Genomic DNA, 17,432 nt, shown 5'->3' with positions numbered 1-17,432 from the left:
ACGGGCCGACCACCAACCTCAGAACGCCGCCCCAGTCCAAAGCCAGCATGAAAGAGTCGTGTACTGTGGGCAGACGCTCTGGACGGTCGCCAAGCATCTGAACGGCCGCTCCTTACCTGCTTCAGACCGCGTTCAACGCACCCTGTATAGCCTTCATCGCAGAGCAATCCGAAAGGTCCGAGCGATGAAGACACGCCTTGCCGCCCTGGCCGCGGCCACGTTCATCCTGGCGCCGGCCGCCGCGTCCGCCTAATATTCCGGCTACGGGTACGGCCCGCCGCGGCACCACCATCACGAGCATGTCGACCTCGACCGCCACGGCGACCACGAGCACGTGGTCACGCGGCGTCATCACGGCGACCACGACGACGTGAGCGACCGCGTCGTCGAGCACCGTCATCATCACCATCACCCGTACGGGTACTGACGCGATGCGGCACCCAAGCGCTCGCGGCGGCACGGGCAGGTGCGCGGCATCGACGCCTGGAGGGCCGCACCCGAGACGATCGCTCGGGTGAACGCGTCGCCCGGCATGACGCTGCCCGGTGGGTCCGTCGGGGCCGTTCCCGAACCGCCTACTCCGCCGCGTGCGGGACGTGCAGGGGCGTGCCAGCCGGGGCATCCTCCGGCCGGCACGCCGGGCTCGCGAGCGCCGTCCCGCCGAAGCGCGCGTACAGGGCCGGCAAGACGATCAGCGTGAGCAGCGTCGCGCTGATCAACCCGCCGATGACCACCGTGGCGAGCGGCCTCTGGACCTCCGCCCCCGTGCCGGTCGCGAGCGCCATGGGTAAGAAGCCGAGGGAGGCGACCAGCGCGGTCATCACCACCGGACGCAGGCGGGTGCTCGCCCCTTCCAGGATCGCCTCCCGCAGGGGGCGGTCCTCCTGCATCAACTGCTTGACGTAGCTCAGCATCACCAGCCCGTTGAGGACCGCGACGCCCGACAGGGCGATGAAGCCCACGGCCGCGGTGACCGAGAACGGCATACCGCGCAGCCACAGGGCCGCGATGCCGCCCGTCAGCGCGAGCGGCACGGCGCTGAACACCAGCAGCGCCTCGCGGGGCGAGCCGAGCGCCGAGTAGAGCAGCAGGAAGATCAGGAAGAAGCAGCCGGGCACCACCACCATCAGGCGTTGGCGCGCCGCGGCGAGGTTCTCGAAGGCGCCGCCCCAGGTCACCCAGGAGCCGGCCGGCAGCTTGACCTGCGCCTCGACCCGGGCCCGCGCCTCCGCGACCACGGAGGCGATGTCGCGTCCGCGGACATTGGCGGTGACGACGACCCGGCGCCTGCCGTTCTCGCGGCTGATCTGGTTCGGTCCCTCCGCGAACACGAAGGCGGCGACCTGCTTCAACGGCACCGAGGCGACGCGCCCGGTGCCGTTCGCCGGCAGGGGCACCGGCAGGCTCTCAAGGGCGTCGATGTCGTCGCGCACGGTCTCGGGCAGGCGGACCACGATGTGGAAGCGCCGGTCCCCCTCGAACACCACCCCGGCCTCGCGGCCGCCGATGGCGGCCCCGATGACGTCCTGGACCGCGAAATGGCTCAGGCCCAGCCGGGCGATCTCGCCCTTGTCGATCCGGATCTCGAGTGACGGCAGCCCGGTGACCTGTTCGACCTTGACGTCCTGGGCGCCCTCGACCCTGCGCAGGATGCCGGCGATCCGGTTCGCGGTCGGCAGCATCGCCTCGAAGCTCTCGCCGAACACCTTGACGGCGAGGTCGCCACGGGTGCCGCCCAAAAGCTCGTTGAAGCGCATCTGGATGGGCTGGGTGAACTCGTAGTTGTTGCCCGGGACCTTGTTCACAGCGGCCTGGATCTGGGCGATGAGCGCGTCCTTCGACAGGGTCGGGTCGGGCCATTCGGCCTGGGGCCTCAGCATGATGAACGTGTCGGAGACGTTCACCGGCATCGGGTCGGAGGCGATCTCCGCGGTGCCGGTCTTCGCGAACACGAAGGCCACCTGCGGGAAGGCGCCCACCGCCGTCTCGACGGCGAGCTGCAGGTCCTGCGACTGGGTCAGGGAGGTCGAGGGGATCCGCATCGCGTGCATGGCGATGTTCTTCTCGTCGAGCGGGGGCATGAATTCCTGCCCCAACCGCCCGGACAGGACGGCGCTCGCCAGGACGAGCAGGATCGCCGCGGCGATGACCGGCGCCGGCCGGCGCACTGCGCCGGCGAGGACCGGCCGGTAGACCCGCTTCAGGCCACGCATGAGGATGTTCTCCGTCTCCCGCACACGGCCGGTGATGACGATCGCGACGAGGGCCGGGACGAAGGTGAGGGAGAGGACGAAGGCGGCGGCCAGCGCGATGATGACGGTGAGCGCCATCGGGGCGAACATCTTGCCCTCGACCCCCGTGAAGGTGAGGAGCGGTACGTAGACCAGGATGATGATCGCCTGCCCGTAGACCGTGGGCCTGATCATCTCCTCGGCCGAGGTCTGCACGGTGGCGAGGCGCTCCTCCAGGGTCAGGCTCCGGCCGGCCTCCCGCTGCCGCTCGGCGAGGTGGCGCAGTGCATTCTCGGTGATGATGACCGCCCCGTCGACGATGAGACCGAAATCGAGAGCGCCGAGGCTCATCAGGTTGGCCGAGATCCGCCCCTGGACCATGCCGGTCACGGTCATCAGCATCGCCACGGGGATCACGAGCGCTGTGATGATGGCGGCCCGGATGTTGCCGAGCAGGAGGAACAGCACCGCGATGACGAGGAGGGCGCCCTCGGCGAGGTTCCGGGCGACCGTGCGCACGGTAGCGTCCACGAGGACCGTCCGGTCGAGGACGGTTCGGACCTCCACGTTCGGTGGGAGCAACTTCGCGATCGCCTTCAGCCGGGCATCCACGTCGGCCGACACGGTGCGGCTGTTGCTGCCGATCAGCATCAGGGCCGTGCCGACGACGGCTTCCTGCCCGTCCTCGCTGGCCGAGCCCGTGCGCAGCTCGCGCCCGATCCGGACCTGGGCGACGTCGGCGATCCGCACCGGCACGCCGCCGCGGGTGGCGACGACGATGCGCCCGATCTCGTCCATGCCCTCGATCCGACCGGCCGAGCGCACCACGACGCCCTCGCCGCCGCGCTCGAGGTAGCCGGCGCCTCGGTTCTGGTTGTTCTGCTCGATGGCCTCGGCGACGTCCTTGAACGAGAGCCCGAGGGCGATGAGCTTCGCCGGGTCGGGCTGGACGTGGTACTGCTTCTCGTAGCCGCCGATGACGTCGATCCCGGCGACGCCCGGCACCGTCCTGAGCTGCGGACCGATGATCCAGTCCTGCACGGTCCGCAGGTAGGCCGCCTGCTCGAACCCGGGCCTCAGCCGCTGGCCCTCCGGCGTCAGGTAGGTGCCGTCCGGCTGGAAGCCGGGCCGGCCTTCGCGCACCGCGCCGGGCGCCGGCTTCGTGAAGTGGACGGTCCACATGTAGATCTCGCCCAGGCCCGTCGAGATCGGGCCCATGCGGACGTCGGCGCCCGGGGGCAGGGCGTCCTTCACGGGGCCCAGGCGTTCGCCCACCTGCTGGCGGGCGAAGTAGACGTTCGTTGCCTCGCTGAAGACGGCGGTGACCTGTGCGAAGCCGTTGCGCGAGAGCGACCGGGTGTATTCCAGGCCCGGGATGCCGGCGAGGGCCGCCTCCATCGGGTAGGTCACCTGCTTCTCGACGTCGAAGGGCGAGAGCTGAGGCACCACCGCGTTCACCTGGACCTGGTTGTTGGTGATGTCCGGCACTGCGTCGATGGACAGCTTCGTCAGGGAGTAGCCGCCGATGGCGGCCACGAGGAGCGACAGGAGCAGCACCAGCCAGCGCTGCCGGATCGAGACGGCGAGGATTGCGTGGGTCATGGCGGCGCCCCTCAGTGCTCGTGCTCGGCTTCGGCCTTGCCGAGCTCGGCCTTGAGGATGAAGGCATTCGTGACGGCGACCTCCTCGCCCGGATCGAGCCCGAACACGATCTCCACGGCGTCCGCATCGGCCTTGCCGGTCACCACCTCGCGCTTCTCGAAGCCGTCCCGGGTTCGCACGAAGACGACCTGCTCACCCGCGATCGTATGCAGAGCGGAGCGGGGCAATCGTAGCCTGACCTTGTCCTGCTCGACCGCGACCTGCACGGTGGCGTAGGAGCCCGGCCGCCAGGCGAGGGTCTCATTCCTGACCGAGGCGATGACCTTGGCGGAGCGCGTCTGGGCGTCGAGCATCGGGCTGACGAAGACAATCCTGCCGGTCGTCGCCGCCTTCTCGTCGCCGGTGGTCAGGGCGACCGCCTGCCCCTCCTTGATCGCGCCGAGGTCGCCGGTCGGAACCGCGAGCTCGACCCAGACCCAGGACAGGTCCGCGATCGTGTAGATCTCCTTCTCCTGGCCCTCGTCGTTGACGGGAGCGCCGACATCGACGCGGCGCTCGATGATCCGGCCGGCGATGGGCGCGCGTAGCTCGTAGCGCTGGAGCCCGAGCTTCGGCGCGAGGTCGAGGCCTGCCATGTGCTCGTCCTCGACCGAGACGAACTTCTTTGTCGGGTTCGGCTTCTCGGCGAGCGTGTCCACCTCCGCGTCCGGCACGCCGAGGGCCGACAGCTTCTGGCGCGCGAGGTCGACCTTCAGGCGCGCCTCGATGAGGGCGGTGCGGGCCTTGAGGAAGACCTGCTCGGCCGAGATGCCCTTGTCCCGAAGCGCGTGGTCGCGCTCGAACAGGGTCTCCTGCAGCGCGCGCCCGACATGGGCCGCGATGTAGTCGTTCTTGGCGTCGGCCACTTCGCGGCTGTCGAGCACGGCCACGACCTCGCCCTTCTCGACGGGATCGCCCAGGCGCTTCCTCAACTCGGCGACGGTGCCGATGACCTTGGCGGCGACCCGCGCCACCCGCTCGGCGTCCGGCGTGACCGTGCCGGGCACGGTGAGCTTGCGAGCGAGGATGCCGGCGCCGACCGGCGCGACCGTGATTTTGGCCGCAGCGATCTGCTCGGGTGAGAGCGTGACGACGCCCTCGGACGCCGTCTCGCCCCCGCCATGGGCGTGGTCTTCATGGGCATGGCCGCCCTGCGCATGGCCGGTATCGCCGCCCTCGCGGGCGGCCTTGGCCGGCGCACCGAGGCCGGTCGCTGACCAGAGTGCCCTGGCGCCGTTCGACACCTCCGGGACGAGAGCGCCCAGGGCAACCCCGGCGGCGAGCACGGCCGGAAGGGCAAGGAAACGGAACATGAAAAGATCCTCCGGGCCGCGCGGGGCAGCCACGGGTCACGTCGGCGCTGAGCTGGCGCGTGACCGCATTGCGAACGGGGCACGCGGCCGCCGAGACGGCGGGCGTGCGGACACCGTTCAGGCGCGGGGAGGTTTGCGCAGCGGAGCCGTGGCGCGTCCCGGAACGGTGGCGTCGCCGACGGCAAAGGGCACCGCGGTGACCACCGCCGGAACGACCATGCCGGAAGCGTCGGCCACGACGACCTGATGGCAGGCGCAGTTCGCGCAGTGGTGGGCGATCCCCTGGTCCGGCGTGCCGTCCGTCGCCGGCCCACCTAGCTCCAGGGACAGGTGCGTGGCCGGACCCAGCGCCGCGAGATCGTGCGCATCCGCCATGGGAACGGCCAGCGTCAGGACGAGGACGAGCGCGATCAGACGCGCGGCTAGCCGCCACCAGAAGGCGACCGCGGAACGGGCCCCTCGGATTCCTATGCGGGTCATCGCGCGCGTCACGGTCGTCGCTTGCTCCTACCGACCCGCATCGAGGCTGTAGCGCCCCTTGCCGGCTTCGCCCGAGGGCGTCTGTAGGGTCACCGTCGCACGGACCTTGCCGTCGAGGGGGAAATCCATCCGACCCGAGAGGCGGTTGCCGCCGGATGGCGTCAACGCGATCGTCTTCTGTTCGTTGCCCTTGGCCAGGACGACGGCGCTCGCCGAGAACGCCTGGGCATCGACCTTGCGCTCCTGCTCGTCGACGAGGTGCAGACTCATCTCGGATCCTTTCACTACGAGTTCGGCCTCGTAGGCGCCGATCTGCTTGAGCTGGCCACCGTTCGGCGCGGCGTGGGCGTGGTCATGCGCATGCAGCGCCCCGGCCAGGGCGGGGAGCATCGGAAGCGAGAGCATCGCTGCCAAGACCGTGTTGCGAAGCGCCGCCATGCCGTTCGTCCTGCCATACTCGTCGCCGGTAAGATGGGCCCGCATCCGCCATTCGCTAGAGAGGCGGCCACTTTTCCCGTTCACCGCCCCATCCTTCCACCACCCTATTGAATGGGAAGCCGGCACCCGGGCGTCTCGGGCATGTCCGAGACCCGGTCGGCTCCGGTGTCCGCAACGCGGCCGGCACCACATGGAGGAGCGCTGGTTCGACCCTCCACCCCGGCTGGCATAGGAGCGCCGGACAGGACCCGATGGCGCACGCATCGGACGCTCAATCGTCTGTCAGGCTGTCGAACTCACTCTTCAGGCTGGCGTAGAGCCGTCCGAGCCAGAGCCGGGCCTCCGCCTCTGCGGCCATGGCCACCTGCATTTGCTCTCCGGCGGAACGCGCCCGCTCGTTTGCCGAGCGTGCAGCCGCCTCGGCCTTCTCAGCTCGGAGCTCGGCTTGCTGAGCCAGGGCCTCCGCGGCCCGTGCACGCTCCTCGGCCGATTCGGCCTGAGCGAGCGTTCGCTGAATCAGCGATTGCGACTCCCGCGTGAGTTCCTGCGCAAGATCCCGCGCGCGCCGAACCCGAGCCCCCACATCCTGAACGAGCTGGATCGCACCCGGCCAGTCCACAGCATCCGCCGCTTCCGGTCCGATCACGCTTCCCAGCACCGGAGCATCGGCGCCACTCGCGCTCGTGGAAACGTCCTGTCCGCTGAACAGCGGAACGATGTTTCGTGCAGGCGCAACGGCCGGTGGCCCTGCGGAGGTCGCTTCAACCATGATGCTGCCCGCGCTCGCATGGGATTTCGGGCCAAGCAGTATGGCATCCAGTGCGTTTCCCAATTCCCGCACGGATCGCGTCATGCCGAGTGTTTTTCGGGATGGGCGAAGGCGAATTCGCTGGCGATGGTGTCATAGACCCGACCCAACCACTCCTCGGCGAGGCGCGCACGTTCCTCGGCCGCCCGCACACGCTCATCGGCGGCCTTGAGAAGCGCGTCCGCCCGTGCCTGGATCTCCCGCGTCTGTGCCTCCGCTGCCCTCACGCGCTCATTGGCGCCGGTGATGTCTTCGCGAACGCGCTCGAGCAGCTCCTGCACACGCAGTTCCTGCTCATGGGCCTCGGACTCGACCTCGCGCACGCGTGTGGCGGCACTGCGGACACGGTCAATGAGCTGAGCCCATTCTTCCGGCGAGGACTTGCGAGTGGGAACAGAGCCAGGTGTCGGCTTATCCGCAGGATTGATCAGCCGCAGGACACTGTTCAGATGATTGTCCGAGAGATCAGCGCGTTCGCTCGGACCGATCTCAGTTTTGACAGCCAAGATTTCATCCCACGGAAGCTTCTTGAGCTTGTCCACCGACGATCCCACCCTAGCCGGATTTGTGTTCGAATGCTGTCCGGCTACGCAAGAAAGACGGCATGGTAAACGATCCGTCAATCCACATCATTCGGCCGCGCCGACCAAAAGGCGCGAAACTCTATTGCTGTGGCTGGCGTGGCACTGTCTAGAATTCGACAGAACGGCTGTTCTGAGGCCGTCAGCCTTCATCGCCTTCCGGTTGATCGACGTTCTGTTCTGGCTCACCGGCGGTGTAACCGGAGAGCCAATCCGCGCTATTCTGGGAGCCGGCCGGATAGGGATCTGTGCTCAGCGGCAGCCCGGCCGCCTTCGCAGCCTTGCCTTCCTCCATCACTTGCGTCGAGACAATCGTGGCCATGCATGCTCCTCCGCGTCGAGCATCAAACGATCAGCTGAGGAGAAGGTTCGCGCCTGAAGGCACGCACACAGGATTCGATACGCCCGCCCGCCATAGATTGGGTTCGACGCGAGAAGCGGTGGCGGCGGCTCGCATCCGCGGTCGAAAACGCGCCGCAGTTGCTGCGACCCATGCCTGGCCACATGACGGCGGCCCTGTCCCAGGGTCGGCAGCGGGATGATAACCGAACGTCTGCGCCTTAACCTCGCTCTCGGCGCATCGTTCAGGCTGCATGGACAGGGCGTCGAGCCATGGTGGACGCCAACCAGATCCGTGAACATGCGACGGTCGTGGGGTCAGACGGTCATCACGTCGGCACCGTTGATCAAGACGGATTCTGACGCAGTCGGATTGCATCACTGGATCCCGCGCGATTTCGTCCAATCCGTTGAGGCCCATCAGGTGCGGCTCAGCAAACCGGCCCACGAGATGAAACAGGAGTGGAGCACCTCCTGCGCGGCGTAAGATCCGATTGCTCACGCCTATCGAGCCGCCGGCCCTCCTCGTTTCGCTGCATTCGTGCGCAGCTGTCGGGCGATGCCGTCGCGTTCCGGTTCGTCCGCAGCGCCCCGCAGGCATTGTCCGTTACCATGGAGCCAACGGACGACGACGTGCAGGATTCCGTAGCCGGGGCAACGAGAGGAAATGATGCACTACAGCTTCGGGTTCGTTCTCGCCTTCGCCCTTTGCAGCGGCCTTTCCGCGGCCGAGCCACCGCGTACCATCGAGCGCATGCTCAGCGAAGAGTGGGATATCGCTGGCTACGTCGGCACTTTCGACAACCGGTCGACCCTGATCCTGTTTCGCAAGAAGGGCGTGAACTTTCTGGTGCAGTGTTCGATCCTCTACGACGTCACCCGTAGCCAGCGAGTCGTGACGAATTGCTACGAAGTTCATTGATCGGGTGAAGACGGCCCAATTCGCGATGTCACCCCATCACGCTGATCAACCCAGATGGGGCGACTTAGAGTATCAACAAATACATAACGCCCCCTGTGGTTTGAAAACGACATTGGTCACAGGCTGGGTGCCGTAACGTACACGCGAATCAGCTCCAGACGCTCCCGGTACGACCGCGGACGCACGCTGCTGAATTGTGCATCGGCATCATGGGGAGAGGCATTGTGGTGGACGCTGTTGATCTGCTTGTATCGAAACTGTGCGAGGAAATGTCAGAACTTCGCGCCGTGGTAGAGGCGCCAATGAAAGATTTTGCAGCATCGCACCAAATCAGCAGAGGCGGCCAATGCTGTTCCGCCGATGCTCCAACCCCTACCCGAGCCAAGCCCGAGTTCGCAGAGATTCAGTCGCGCCTGTCTCTGGCGCAAAATGACCTTGCGGAGATGGCTCTGCGGTTTGGCGCGGCACAGGGGGAAATCGCCAGTCTTCGGACCAAGTTGGCAATCACCATCGTGGATCGGGATGCGTGGCAAGCCCAGGCCCAACGCCTGAGTGTTCCCTTTTTTCCGCGCGCCTGGAGCTTGCGGCGGGCCAACTGACACGGGGAACCTCGCGTCGAGCCGCCATTCCCCCTGACACCACGGGCGTCTCCGACACCTTCGCCCGATGGCTTGGCGTGAAGACGCCTGTATTTCGGACCCCGACCGCTCGGACCCCGATCGCACGGATTCTGATCAGCGATGCACCGGTCGCCATGCCATTGTTTCTAGCGTCACTCTCTGAGGTGAAGCCGACGAAAGCCATGCGAGAGCTCAGCGATCGAGCATCGTCGGTAACCTCCCCGGCGGCTCCACTCCTGCGGCCCTGATTCAGACACACGGGTCCTGCACCTCAACGCGTGGGCTTCTGGGGCTCGGCGGTCATTGAGCTTGGCGGAATTTCGAATCATCGAGTGCTCGCGCGGCGACGGAGCGGGTCGCTACGACGCCGGCCTGTTCACGTTGCCCGACGGCAGCGAGTTTGGCGCAGAATGCCTGCAAGCCGTCACGATACGCAACGAGGCCGCTCTCGAGGGTGCCTGGGCGGGCGAGATCGTCGGCGGTATCCGCGGAGCAATTGACGCGTCGGCGCGCCTTCCATTTCCGCTCAGGCTTGCAGCATTGGGGGCACGCAAGGGGATCGGCCTGGTCGATCGCGCCATCCGTGCAGAAGCGATTGCGGAACTCCGATTCAGCGACGGCACGATGATGATTGCCGCGCTCGAACCGGACATCGTCCGCCTCATCCGGCATGATCTCGAGGTGCTGGAACGTGCGCGCGTGCGGTTCATCGCTGCCGCGATGAACCAGGAGGCCTCGAATGGCGATCGTCTGGCGCCACAATCACCGACTGCTACCGATTTGGCTGAACGCGAAACCTCCACGTCACTCGCATCCATCTTCCATTACGAGAAGCGGAAGGGACGCCTCAGACGCGTTGCGCGCGTCGACTCGACCGAAGAGGGATGATCCCAAACTGCTTGCCCATCTGCGCCCCGCAGATGACGGATCCAACACAGTTTAATTCTGAAGCACTGATTCGTGTGTGAGCCTCCTCAAAACTCCAGTATTTAAATAGTTTCAGCAATAGCAATGTGATTCATTAAATATCATTCGCGTAAAACCAAGTCGGATTCGCATTGATCATCTCAAATATAACTGTTAACCTGAGGTTCGCGTTACTAATTTTTGCTCGCGATATCATTCCGATATGTGCGCAATAAAAAGCCGAAAGGAATCGCTATTTTATATTTATAACAATCATAATTTTTCATGTGCATTTTTTTGCATAAACACTGAAATACATAGACTCCGCTGTGAGTTCCAATAGCAAGTATCGCGCAATATCTGATTAGGACCATAGTCCGATAACTCGGCTCCTTCCGAGCTAGAATTTTCAAACTCCCGCTTTGTACGAAACAAACATTGCGAGCGTCCGCGACAATTCGTGTAGCGAAAGCGCTGTCTACCACCTGGGCTTCTTCCTAAAACGGAGGCTACAGAACAATTCCATCAGTTCGGAATGGTAAAGGTAGTGGTCGACGCGAAGCAAATTCTTTCCTGGGTACTCGGGCCAGACTCGGACAGGCACAAGCAGTTCTCGGACCAGAGGCAGTGCGTCCGCGCGCGCGACGTTGCCGGGCTTGTTCTGCATAAGCTCACAACGAGCGAACGCGGGCCACGCCTCGGTCTCGGGATCCTCGCCGTTCTTGTCACCGCGGCGAGTTGCCCTTCACCGCTCAACGCTCAGGCATTTGACCCAGCCCCAGCGAACATCCAACCGATGCAAGCTGAGCCTACGGCGACGGTCCGGCGAAAAAGGTCGGCGAACCCGCCAAAACCTGCATCAAAGGAGCCTCAGACAATCTCGCTAGTCTCCGGTCAGCCGGGTAGTACAGCACTCGACATCGCCTACGACCTGTCAACGGCCCTCAGCGACGAAAACCTTCGCGTGACCGTGCTGCTCGGAGAAGGTGGCGAGCGCAACATCACCGACGTTCTCCGAACGCGCGGCATTGATATGGGGATCATGACGACAACGGACTTGCGGCAAGCCGAGCAGACGGACGCGACGAAACGTGTCGTGGCAATTGCAAAGCTCTACAATACGGAATTGCATGTGCTCGGCCAGCGCGACATCCAGCACGTCACCGACCTCGATGGACGCAAAGTCAACCTCGGAGAACCGGGCAGTTCAACGCAGTTGCTCGCTCGGTCGCTTCTCAACCATCTTGGAATCCGGTTCACCGAGACCAACTTCGGTCAACGCGAGGCGATTGCCCGGATGCAGTCCGGTGGTGACATCGCCGCAGCCTTATTCCTCAGCGGCAAACCGACCGCGCTCTATGCGGAACTGTCGGACGCGACGAACCTGCATTTCGTCTCCGTCCCCTACGATCACGGCCTCGCTGACGACTTTTACCCTGCATCCTTGGCTCATGCCGATTACCCGAGGCTCATTTCCGCGGACGAAACGGTCGACACGATCGCGGTCGCCTCCGTTCTCATCGCATTCGACTGGGCGAAAACCTCCGAACGTTACCAGCGCCTCTCGAACTTCACGCGCGCTTTGTTCAACCGCTTCGATCAATTACGCTTGCCGGGCCGGCACCCGAAATGGTCCGAGGTCAACCTCGCCGCACCAGTTCCGGGTTGGCGGCGTTTCAAGCCGGCGCAAGATGCGCTTGAGGGTCGAGGGGAGCCGTCAATATCGACGAACCGGATGATGGGCACACCCAGCGCGCCTTCGAGCGGAAATCGGGCAGCGTCCGAACAACTTCAAAAATCGCCGTAAGCGGCTCGGACCTTGAACCGACCGGGAGCGGGTCGAAACAAAGGACGGCAAGGTCGGGGACGCAGGGAGGATGGAATGTCGAATCCAGTCAATCAACCCACCTCCGACGGCGTAGGACCGAAGGGAGAGGTGCACCCGCTCTTCCCCGATCAGGCCGCAGGTCCGTTTCGAAGCACGACCGACGAGCAGAACGACATCCGTTTCCTCAAGCGCTACGGGCCGAAGGCCGAGCCGCTTGATATGACGAAATTCTCCGAAATCAACGCAGCACCCCGGTCGTCCTCAGCTTTGTCGGCGCCCGACAACTTCATCGCAGAAGGTTACCTGCGCCGGACCATCCACCGCCACCGGTGGCTCTTCGCCGGCACGATCGTGACACTGGTGGCTCTGGTGGCCGCAGCGATCTATGGCATGGGCTTGATACCGTCTCGCCTCGATTCGAGATCGGAGCCTCGAGCGTCCGCACGCGTGCCGGATGAGCAAGTCGAGGCACGAGCGCCGGCGGAGGCGCGCAGCGCGCCGGCGCCCTCAGCGGAGGCAACTTCAGCAGCGTCGGGCGAAAAGCGGCAGCCGGGACAATCGATGCTCGTTGCGCCGCGCTCTGCGGATCTGCAGAAGCGACTTGCGACGAGTGGACTTCCGGAGCAGCCAAGCGATCCGTTGATGCCGGCGGAGGCCAAAGTCACGGCATTTCCACCGGAATCGCCCGCCAGTTCCGTTGACCGCGAAAAGCAGAGCGATGCGGTCCAACAGCCAGTGGCGACCTTGCCGACCGAGCGGCCGGAGCCGCAAGGATCAGCGGACACGAAGCCCGTGCCACCGAGGCCAGAGCGCGATGTGGGTAAGCTCGATGCGCTCGTGGCGCGCGGAGAGCAGTTGCTGGCGTCAGGCGAGATTGCGGCTGCACGTCTGTTCTTCGGAAGATCCGCAGCCGAAGGCGATCCGCGCGGCGCGCGCGGTCTCGCGAAGACCTACGACGTGAATATCCTGAAGGGCCTTGCGGTGCGTGGAATCGACGGCAACCGGGCGGAGGCCGAACGCTGGTACCTGAAAGCAGCGGAACTGGAGGCCGACCAAGCGAAGACCAACGGAAGGCAGGCCCGCTGACGTCGCGGATCGCCATCGGCCCACGCCTGACGCTGCGCTTTCAGTCAGCCTTCGGACTGAAGATTCGGCGGTAGATAGGGATGTCCCGCCACGACGAGGGCGCGGTCGACAGCCTCGATCGCTACGAGGATCCGGGTGAGATCCTCAGCCATGGAAACAGGGGCAAGGTCGATTGCGCCGAGACGTTTCGTGATCGCGTTGCACTGTCTCGCGAGCGCCGCACGTGCGAGGTTCAGGTCTGCGATGTCGTGGGCTGTCATGGCAAACATCCAGTCATTTGAGCATGCGTGGAGCGCGCGGTCCCATTTCGGCAGTCGGCTATCAAGTTCGCCGGACCCAGCGCGGGGCCGCCTCGATTCTCCGAGATGGAGGGGCGCCAAGTGAGCAGATGTCTATCTCAGGCGATACGCAATCCAGACGGCTCCGAGCAATACGATCGTGATGAGGAGCCATCGGACGACCGACCTCACGTGTCGTTACCCTTCCAAGCCGGCGGCGTAGCACGATCCGCAACAGGCACGGGAAGGCTTGCCTGACATTTCGGAGCGCCTTCCGGGGGCACGCCGTTATGCCTCGCTGGAACTGCCCGGCGGAGGTCTGTTGCGGCAGGGAAAATTTCATCGTCTCGAATCGGCATGCGACGAAGGACTGCTACGCGCCGGATCGACACAAGCCTTCCGCGAACTGCAGCGCTTCGAGCACCGCCTTGCCGATCCGATCCGCCTCGTCTTCACCGGCAGGATTTGCGAGGACGACGGCCACCGCCCGAGGAACAGAGAGCGGTTCAGCGCACACCGTCACCTGCAACTCATCGCCATACGGGGCTGCAATTCGACGCAACCCGACTTGCAGACCGGACGCCTCGCCGAAAAATCGCTCGACGCCGGCCACAGCACCGGAACTGCTGCCGAAGTCCGCCCGGATGACATCGGCCATCATCATATCCCCGTGATGCTCGGCGCGGTGCCCCAGCCTGATCAGGCTTCTAACATCGCGGCCGCGGCTTCACCTAACGCCCCGATTGTGTGGCCGATTGAACCCTCGAAACAGAAGCTGTGCGTCGATCCGCTGCATTTTGAGGATGCCTCAGGGAGAAATCCGGCTGTCCGTGGGCCCGATCGACGCGGCAAGGAAGGCTCGTGCCCGACTCACCTCGCCAGAGAACACCCGATGTCCCCGGAGGCCGGCAGGCTGTCTAGGGGTCGATGCCGGCCGCCCGATTGAAGCGCGTGACGATCCAGACGATGCCGATGGCCACGCTGACGCCCCAACCGACCTCGAGGACGCGCGATCCGGCCATGCGCTCGACTGGCCCGACATGGGGCACGAGCAGGATGATCGTTGCCGTTATTCCGGCGAGCCGGCAGGCGCTGGCAACATTGACGAGCCAGCAGGCCAGGATTGCCAGCATGACCGTGACGGCGTAGGTCACGAGGCTCGGACCCACCCAGAGGTAAACGCCGAGCCCGATGCCACCGCCGATCGCAGCGCCGGCAAACTGATCGCGAGCGGTCGACCGGGTCGCGCCAAACTCGGTCTGGGCCACAGCAACAGCCGTGATGGCGCTCCAGAACCCTTCCCGCAACCCGAGCGCCTGGGTCGGCACGTAGGCGATGATTGCCGCGGCCGCGGACATCAGGCCGTGCGCCGCGCCGCTGGAGAAACGGCGGCGAAGCGGCATGCGCTTGCGTAAGCGCAGGAGCTGATCGCGGAGCCATCCGATCCGGCCGGTGTCCCGATCTTCCCTCGAGTTCCCGGCGCGCTTCGCGGCGTCGGGCAGGTCTCCTTGCGCGGCCCGCGGCTCCGCCATTCCAGCGTCCATCGTCTCGGCTCACTCCTTAAAGCTGCCGACAACGGGGGCGGAAGATCCGAGCTCGCGTCCCCGCTCGGCCGCCGCGAAGCTCCGCGATCGCCGGCGCCCGTGACACCCGGGCCCTTGTCTCGGTTGCAAGAGCCAGCGGCTCAAAACACAACGCGGATCACCCCGCGTTCGAGGCAACCATGTGGCGCCTGCCGCGTCTCCCGACAGAGACACGGGAGACGACACGGTGCAACCGATGAAGCCCATGAAACCGATGGAACCCATGAAGCCGATGGAGCCCATGAAACCGATGAAGCCCATGTCGGGGAGCGAGGCGTGGTGGCCGAAGGACCTTGGCGAGCCATCGATCAACGGTGCGCAGAACGGGCTGCGCTATGCCTTCTTCGCCGAGGCGCACCGCCTCCTCATCGAGGAGAACGGGCAGGTGACGACCTACGACAGCGGCGACCATCGGATCAGTGGCGTCTCGCAGCAGGACGGCAGCGCGCGGTCGCTCACCTTCGCCAGTCAGGACGGTTCGGTCGAGATCGGCTCACTGAAGAAGCTCGGCTAGGGGCATTGCGGGTCGGTTCGACCCGAATTCGCGGTTCATGGACAGCGGCGGCCCTGCGCTCTATGCGCTGGATCCGCATGCCCTCCGTGACGCAACACACCGACCGATGCGCGCGCTGATCGATCTCGTTCGCGCGCTGCGACCGCGCGACCGGCGCCGGCTCGCCCTGATCGCCCTGGGCTTGGCCTTGGCAGCCCTGCTCGAAGTCGTCGGCGTCGCGTCGGTCGTGCCGTTTCTAACCCTCGTCGGAGATCCGTCTGCCGCAGCGCGCGTGCCGTATCTGACCGGGGCCCGCGATGCGCTCGGGCTCACTGACGATCGCAGCTTCCTGATCGCCACGGGTGCGGCGGCGCTGGTCGCGATTCTGACGACCAGCGTCGTCAATGCCGGGCTCACCTTCGCGCAGCTTCTCTTCACCAATCTTGCCGGCTACGGATTCGCACGGCGACTGCTCCTGCGCTATGTCGACCGCGAGCGGCTGTTCTTCGCGCAGGCCAACAGCGCCGAACTCGCCAAGAACGTGCTGAGCGAGACCGACCGCCTCGTTGTCGGTGTGCTGACGCCGACCACCGTCATCGCCTCCCGGGCCGCCTCCGCGCTCGCGGTCATCGCCTTCCTCATCGCCTACGCGCCGCGCCTCGCGCTGATCCTCGGGGGCGGGTTCGGGGGACTCTACGTCGCGCTCTACCTGATCATGCGGGCTCGGCTCGCCCGTCTCGGCGCGCGGGCGGTGGCCGACAACGAGCGCCGCTACCGCGTGGTGCAGGAAACCTTCGGGGCCCTGACCGAGCTCAAGCTCTACGGTCGTGCCGAAGCCTTCGCGGCGCAGTTCGATGCACCGGCGCGCGCCTATGCGCGGGCTACGGCCGCGAGCCTGCTGACGGGCCAGATGCCCCGCTTCGTGATCGAGAGCCTCGCCTTCGGGGGGGTCATCGTGGTGGTGCTCTTCGCGCTCTCGCAGGGGCTCGACACGGCCGGGATGCTGCCGCTCCTGGGGCTGTTCGCCTTCGCGGGCTACCGGATGCTGCCGGCCTTCCAGAACATCTTCACGTCCCTGGCGCTGCTGCGGTTCTACCTCCCGGCCGTGCGGGTGGTGGTTGACGAACTCGCGGGCGAGCGGCCCCCCGCGACGCGCACGGCCGAACGGCTTCCTTTCCGCGATGCGATCCGCCTGCGGTCCGTCAACTTCGACTACGAGATGGGCCGCCCGACGCTCTGCGACATCGACCTCGACATCGCGGCCCGGAGCACGATCGGGCTCGTAGGGCGTACCGGTTCTGGCAAATCGACCCTCGTCGGGCTCCTCCTCGGGGTCCTGACCCCACGCTCGGGCAACCTCACGGTCGATGGCGTCCTGCTCGACGCGGAGACGCTTCCGGCCTGGCAGAACCGCATCGGCTACGTGCCGCAGGACGTCTACCTCATCGACGGGACGGTCGCGGAGAACATCGCGCTCGGCCTCAGCGAGTTCGATCCGGCGGCGGTCGAGCGCGCGGCGCGGCTCGCCGGCGCGCACGGTTTCATCGCGGCGCTGCCCGGTGGCTACCAGACCGGCGTCGGCGAGCGGGGCGCGCGCCTCAGCGGCGGCCAGCGCCAGCGCATCGGCATTGCCCGGGCGCTCTACCATGAGCCCGACGTCATCGTGTTCGATGAGGCGACCTCGGCCCTCGACGGAGAGACGGAGGCCGCCGTGATGGAGGCGATGGCGGATCTCGCGGGTAGCCGCACGCTGATCCTGATCGCGCATCGCCTGACGAGCCTCGCCCGCACGGATATCGTGCATGTTCTGGATGCCGGGCGCCTCGTCGCCTCGGGGCCGCTCGCCGCCGTGATGCCCCATCTGACCCAGATTGAGCCCGCCTGA

18 protein-coding genes and 1 pseudogene are annotated in these 17,432 nt (G+C 65.8%); 8 read left to right on the top strand and 11 right to left on the bottom strand.

All coding sequences use genetic code 11. The features are described from left to right. Positions 1–121: 121 nt before the first annotated feature. The 8 genes from F6X51_RS28150 to F6X51_RS23865 form a co-directional block, all read right to left on the bottom strand. A complete protein-coding gene (locus F6X51_RS28150) occupies positions 122–403 on the bottom strand; it encodes a hypothetical protein (RefSeq protein WP_191970229.1) in 282 nt (93 codons plus the stop codon). Positions 404–575: 172 nt separating this feature from the next. Further along, complete coding sequence (locus F6X51_RS23895) at positions 576–3,833, bottom strand: efflux RND transporter permease subunit (RefSeq protein ID WP_150966184.1); 3,258 nt, start codon at positions 3,831–3,833, stop codon at positions 576–578. Between the two features lie 11 nt (positions 3,834–3,844). Then, positions 3,845–5,185: an efflux RND transporter periplasmic adaptor subunit gene (locus F6X51_RS23890; RefSeq protein ID WP_150966182.1), complete on the bottom strand. Its 1,341-nt coding sequence runs from the start codon at positions 5,183–5,185 to the stop codon at positions 3,845–3,847. Between the two features lie 117 nt (positions 5,186–5,302). After that, positions 5,303–5,677: a hypothetical protein gene (locus F6X51_RS23885; RefSeq protein ID WP_150966180.1), complete on the bottom strand. Its 375-nt coding sequence runs from the start codon at positions 5,675–5,677 to the stop codon at positions 5,303–5,305. A 15-nt stretch (positions 5,678–5,692) separates the two neighbouring features. Continuing rightward, on the bottom strand, positions 5,693–6,148 hold the full coding sequence (locus tag F6X51_RS23880; RefSeq protein ID WP_150966178.1) for a hypothetical protein: 456 nt from the start codon (positions 6,146–6,148) through the stop codon (positions 5,693–5,695). 226 nt (positions 6,149–6,374) lie between these two features. After that, the gene (locus F6X51_RS23875) at positions 6,375–6,956 is read right to left on the bottom strand and encodes a hypothetical protein (RefSeq protein ID WP_150966176.1); all 582 of its coding nucleotides are present in this window, start codon (positions 6,954–6,956) and stop codon (positions 6,375–6,377) included. Then, the gene (locus F6X51_RS23870) at positions 6,953–7,453 is read right to left on the bottom strand and encodes a hypothetical protein (protein ID WP_150966174.1); all 501 of its coding nucleotides are present in this window, start codon (positions 7,451–7,453) and stop codon (positions 6,953–6,955) included. The genes F6X51_RS23875 and F6X51_RS23870 overlap by 4 nt, the downstream gene beginning before the upstream one ends. Before the next feature lie 181 nt (positions 7,454–7,634). Beyond that, positions 7,635–7,814, bottom strand: a complete 180-nt coding sequence (locus F6X51_RS23865; RefSeq protein ID WP_150966172.1) for a hypothetical protein — start codon at positions 7,812–7,814, stop codon at positions 7,635–7,637. 290 nt (positions 7,815–8,104) lie between these two features. On the opposite strand from F6X51_RS23865, the pseudogene F6X51_RS23860 reads away from it, so the two are divergent. The 6 genes and pseudogenes from F6X51_RS23860 to F6X51_RS23835 all read left to right on the top strand — a co-directional run bounded on the left by F6X51_RS23860 (position 8,105) and on the right by F6X51_RS23835 (position 13,193). After that, positions 8,105–8,318, top strand: a pseudogene (locus tag F6X51_RS23860) (DUF2171 domain-containing protein). A 183-nt stretch (positions 8,319–8,501) separates the two neighbouring features. After that, positions 8,502–8,753, top strand: coding sequence for a hypothetical protein (locus tag F6X51_RS23855; RefSeq protein WP_150966170.1), 252 nt, complete (start codon positions 8,502–8,504; stop codon positions 8,751–8,753). 227 nt (positions 8,754–8,980) lie between these two features. Continuing rightward, positions 8,981–9,352, top strand: a complete 372-nt coding sequence (locus tag F6X51_RS23850; RefSeq protein ID WP_150966168.1) for a hypothetical protein — start codon at positions 8,981–8,983, stop codon at positions 9,350–9,352. Between the two features lie 330 nt (positions 9,353–9,682). Then, positions 9,683–10,261 carry a hypothetical protein gene (locus tag F6X51_RS23845; RefSeq protein ID WP_150966166.1) on the top strand — a complete coding sequence of 193 codons (579 nt, stop codon included), beginning with the start codon at positions 9,683–9,685 and terminating at the stop codon, positions 10,259–10,261. 553 nt (positions 10,262–10,814) lie between these two features. Next, entirely contained in the window at positions 10,815–12,086 is a 1,272-nt protein-coding gene (locus F6X51_RS23840; protein WP_150966165.1) for a TAXI family TRAP transporter solute-binding subunit, read from the top strand. A gap of 75 nt (positions 12,087–12,161) precedes the next feature. Beyond that, positions 12,162–13,193 carry an SEL1-like repeat protein gene (locus F6X51_RS23835; protein WP_150966163.1) on the top strand — a complete coding sequence of 344 codons (1,032 nt, stop codon included), beginning with the start codon at positions 12,162–12,164 and terminating at the stop codon, positions 13,191–13,193. A gap of 44 nt (positions 13,194–13,237) precedes the next feature. On the opposite strand, the gene F6X51_RS23830 is transcribed toward F6X51_RS23835, so the two are convergent. The 3 genes from F6X51_RS23830 to F6X51_RS23820 all read right to left on the bottom strand — a co-directional run bounded on the left by F6X51_RS23830 (position 13,238) and on the right by F6X51_RS23820 (position 15,015). Beyond that, entirely contained in the window at positions 13,238–13,453 is a 216-nt protein-coding gene (locus tag F6X51_RS23830) for a hypothetical protein (protein WP_150966162.1), read from the bottom strand. 391 nt (positions 13,454–13,844) lie between these two features. Further along, on the bottom strand, positions 13,845–14,129 hold the full coding sequence (locus F6X51_RS23825) for a hypothetical protein (RefSeq protein ID WP_150966161.1): 285 nt from the start codon (positions 14,127–14,129) through the stop codon (positions 13,845–13,847). 259 nt (positions 14,130–14,388) lie between these two features. Continuing rightward, entirely contained in the window at positions 14,389–15,015 is a 627-nt protein-coding gene (locus tag F6X51_RS23820; RefSeq protein WP_191970227.1) for an FUSC family protein, read from the bottom strand. Between the two features lie 235 nt (positions 15,016–15,250). Here F6X51_RS23820 and F6X51_RS23815 point away from each other — a divergent pair, with 235 nt between their 5' ends. Both F6X51_RS23815 and F6X51_RS23810 read left to right on the top strand, forming a co-directional pair. Next, entirely contained in the window at positions 15,251–15,568 is a 318-nt protein-coding gene (locus tag F6X51_RS23815; RefSeq protein WP_246696985.1) for a hypothetical protein, read from the top strand. Between the two features lie 106 nt (positions 15,569–15,674). Further along, positions 15,675–17,432 carry an ABC transporter ATP-binding protein gene (locus F6X51_RS23810; RefSeq protein ID WP_150966160.1) on the top strand — a complete coding sequence of 586 codons (1,758 nt, stop codon included), beginning with the start codon at positions 15,675–15,677 and terminating at the stop codon, positions 17,430–17,432.

The sequence above is a fragment of the Methylobacterium planeticum genome (assembly GCF_008806345.1).
In the GTDB taxonomy this organism is placed as follows: domain Bacteria; phylum Pseudomonadota; class Alphaproteobacteria; order Rhizobiales; family Beijerinckiaceae; genus Methylobacterium; species Methylobacterium planeticum.
Note: the sequence above shows the minus strand (reverse complement) of the source record. Positions and strands in the feature narration are given on the sequence as shown.